This is a genomic window from Promineifilum sp. (SeqCode) (genome assembly GCF_041918635.1).
GTDB lineage: Bacteria > Chloroflexota > Anaerolineae > Promineifilales > Promineifilaceae > Promineifilum.
Genome location: NZ_JAYRVJ010000287.1, coordinates 1 through 2,976 on the forward strand (window position 1 = coordinate 1; position 2,976 = coordinate 2,976).

Here is a 2,976-nt window from a genome sequence, read left to right on the forward strand (position 1 = left end):
CCGCGCCTCCGTCACGCGGCGCTCGTGGGCGATGAACGCCTCAACCGTCATCTCGCCTGTCTCCCAGGAGCGCGGCGCGCGCAATCGCAACAGCGGCTCGGCCAGCAAGGCCCACAGCGCGTTGTGGGTCGCAGCGAAGATCGCGCCGTAGACGGCCCGGAAGGCGGCCATGACGCGCTCGCGATCGCCGGGCAATAGGTGCTCACGGCCCCAGCTTTGCCGGGTTGCCTCGGCGAAGACGGTGTGGTAGTCGTCGGCCAACTGCCGGAGGGCGGCCAACTCCTCGTCCGTCGCCTGCCGGGCCGCCTCGGCCAACACCTCCGGCAGCACCATCTGCTCGAAGCGCTCCACGTCCCACACGCTGGCCCCGGCGCGGCGCAGGGCCAACAACAGCGCGTCGCCAAAGGCGGCCACGGGCGAGCCGGTGACGAAGACGCCGCGGCCGTGCTGCGCCTCGACCAACCCCTGGGCGGCGAGCATCCGCGTCCCGTCGCGGACGACCGCCCGGCTGACGCCGAACTGCGCCGCCAGTTCCGGTTCGGTCGGCAGGGCCTCGCCCGCCGCCCAGCGCCCAGCCAGGATGGCCTCCTTGAGGGCGTCGGCCAACTGTTCGGCCAACGTCCGGCGTTTAAGGCTGCTCGAAAAGCCGCTCTGTTCCACGGTTGTCCTCCGGTCGGACGCGCCGCGCGTCCAGCATCAGGTAGGGAACCAATGATACCACGGTCAGCGCCCCAGCGATGGCCCAGGCGGCCGAGATGGAAAGATGGTCGGCGACGTAGCCAAGCCCCGCCCCGCCCAGGAAGCTGCCCAGGTAGGCGGCTAAGGACTGGACGGAGAGCATGGCCGAGCGCCGTTCGGCTGGGATTTCGGCGTTGAGTAGGGTGGCGTGGGGCGAAAGGCCAACGCCGCCCATCAGGTACGCCAGCCAGAAGAGGCCAGTGGCGGGGAAGAGCGCGCCGGCTGCCGCCAGCCCCAGAATGGACGCGCCCTGCAGCAGCCGCGAGATGGCCCCCACCAGGCCATAGCGCCCGCCCAGCCGCCGCGACAGCGGCACGGACAGCAAGTTCCCGACCATGCCGACCAGGAAGTTGCCGGCCATGATGACGCCGAACAGCAGCGTGGGCGCACCGCCGTCGCTCACGCCCGGCAGGGCGGCGAAGAACGGCTGCCAGAGGGCTTCGAGGCTGATGATCGCCAGACCGGCGACGAACGACGCCGACATGAGCAGCAGCAGGCGCGGATTGGCGCGGCTCAACACGCTCGCCTCACGCACCAGCGCGGGCACGGCGCGAAAACCGGCCCGCCACGACGCGCCGCCGGCCGGCCGCTCTTCGCGGATAAGCAGGGCCACGGCGGCCACCAGCAGCAGCTTGACCGCCAGCGCGGCGACAATAGGCATAGCCAGCGGGGTGAGGACGGCTGTGCCATCGGCCGGCAGTCCGGCGAACAGCCGCGGCAGCGCGCCGCCGGCCACTGCGCCGAGGCCGAGCGCCAGCAGCGACACGGTCTCGGCCCCGGCCAGAGCGGGCTGGAGATCGACGGCAGGGTCGGCTGCCTGGAGCGCATCCACGAACCAGGCGTCGAGCGCGCCCGAAGACAGCGCGCGGCTGACGCCGTAGAGGATCATCGCCAGCAACAAAATGGGGAAGGAAAAGGCGAACAGGAAGACCAGGTTATAGAGCGCGGCCAGGGCGAAGGCCAGCAGGGCTACCCGCTTGCGGCCCACGGCATCGGCCAGGCCGCCCGTCGGCACTTCGAGTAGGACGATGGTCAGCGAGTAGACGCCCAGGGCAAAGCTGACCTCGAACAGGCTCAGCCCGCGCGCCCCGGCCAACAGCACCGTGAGTGACAGCGGCAGCGCGGTGGCGAACCAGACCAGAAAGGTGATCACGTAGTAGCGGATGCGAATCGAGTTTGTGCTCATAAGATTATTCATCATGTCATATGATGATATGATGAAATTATAACAGAAACGGGTGGTCTGTCAAGAAGCAACAATTCATCCACCAGGGCGAGCTGCTTATGTGATACAATAAGATCTGATGCAGGAATCTTTGAATTGATTTCAAAGCTGGGCAAATGACAACTGTCACACTCGATCTGCCTGAACACCTGGCCTCGGTTATAACCGAACTAGGCGACCACCTACCGCTGGTGCTCGAAATGGGCGTCAGCCGTTTGGCGCCTATCTCGACCAAGGCTTATAGAGAGGCCATTGATTTGCTTACTCAGGACCCGACACCGGAGATGGTTGTCGCGTTTCGTTTCTCCGAGGACATCGAGACACGAATCAATGAACTCCTGACCAAGAATAGCGCCGACCAGTTGAGCCTTGCTGAAGAAGTCGAGCTAGATAGATTTGGCCAGCTAGACGAACGCCTGCAACTCATCAAAGCACGAGCGCGCGTCGAGTTGGCCGGCCGCTAACCCTCCTATCGCCTGTGACCGTCACCCGAAGCCAGCGTCGCCGAATTGCCCAGCGCGCCGATTACCGCTGTGAGTATTGCTTGATCCACCAGGATCATGCCGTCAAAGGTCATGAACCCGACCACGTGATCCCGCGAAAGCATGGCGGTCAGGACAGCGACAACAATCTGGTATGGGCGTGCTTTCACTGTAATCGCCACAAGGGAAGCGATGTTGGCGCTGTCGATGTGGGATCGGGTCAGTTAGTTCCCTTATTCAATCCGCGAACCCAGAAGTGGAGCGACCACTTCATCCTCGATGGGGCGACTATCACGCCTCTCACCGACGTAGGGCGTGTTACAGTGCTTGTCCTCCAACTGAATAGTCCGGCGCAATTGGAGATTAGACGCACGCTTATGCAAGCGGGCCTCTATCCCTGATACGGATAGGACTATCCACCAAACGAGCAACACTCAAAAAAGGGACGGGGCGCTAGGCGAGAAACTTTTGCATTTTTTCGAGCAGGAGGGCAATTGTCGCCGGCGCGCAAAAATCGTCAGCCGCGGCGTC

General features: G+C 64.3%; 4 protein-coding genes. 2 read left to right on the forward strand and 2 right to left on the reverse strand.

Annotated features, from left to right (window positions below; genetic code table 11):
* Together ACE3UY_RS09445 and ACE3UY_RS09450 are read right to left on the reverse strand one after the other, a co-directional pair.
* A partial coding sequence (locus ACE3UY_RS09445; RefSeq protein WP_374687293.1) for a FadR/GntR family transcriptional regulator occupies positions 1-660 on the reverse strand: 660 nt, incomplete at its 3' end.
* On the reverse strand, positions 629-1,924 hold the full coding sequence (locus ACE3UY_RS09450) for an MFS transporter (protein WP_374687294.1): 1,296 nt from the start codon (positions 1,922-1,924) through the stop codon (positions 629-631). The genes ACE3UY_RS09445 and ACE3UY_RS09450, both read right to left, overlap by 32 nt.
* 155 nt (positions 1,925-2,079) lie before the next feature.
* Between ACE3UY_RS09450 and ACE3UY_RS09455 the strand changes: the two genes are divergently transcribed.
* Positions 2,080-2,427, forward strand: a complete 348-nt coding sequence (locus ACE3UY_RS09455) for a hypothetical protein (RefSeq protein WP_374687295.1) — start codon at positions 2,080-2,082, stop codon at positions 2,425-2,427.
* Between the two features lie 14 nt (positions 2,428-2,441).
* Complete coding sequence (locus ACE3UY_RS09460) at positions 2,442-2,846, forward strand: HNH endonuclease (protein WP_374687296.1); 405 nt, start codon at positions 2,442-2,444, stop codon at positions 2,844-2,846.
* The last annotated feature ends 130 nt before the right edge of the window (positions 2,847-2,976 follow it).

What these genes read in the sequence shown, in the direction of transcription:
- ACE3UY_RS09455 (WP_374687295.1), top strand. Translation starts at nt 2,080, where the DNA reads ATGACAACTGTCACACTCGATCTGCCTGAACACCTGGCCTCGGTTATA.
- ACE3UY_RS09450 (WP_374687294.1), bottom strand. Translation starts at nt 1,924, where the DNA reads ATGAGCACAAACTCGATTCGCATCCGCTACTACGTGATCACCTTTCTG.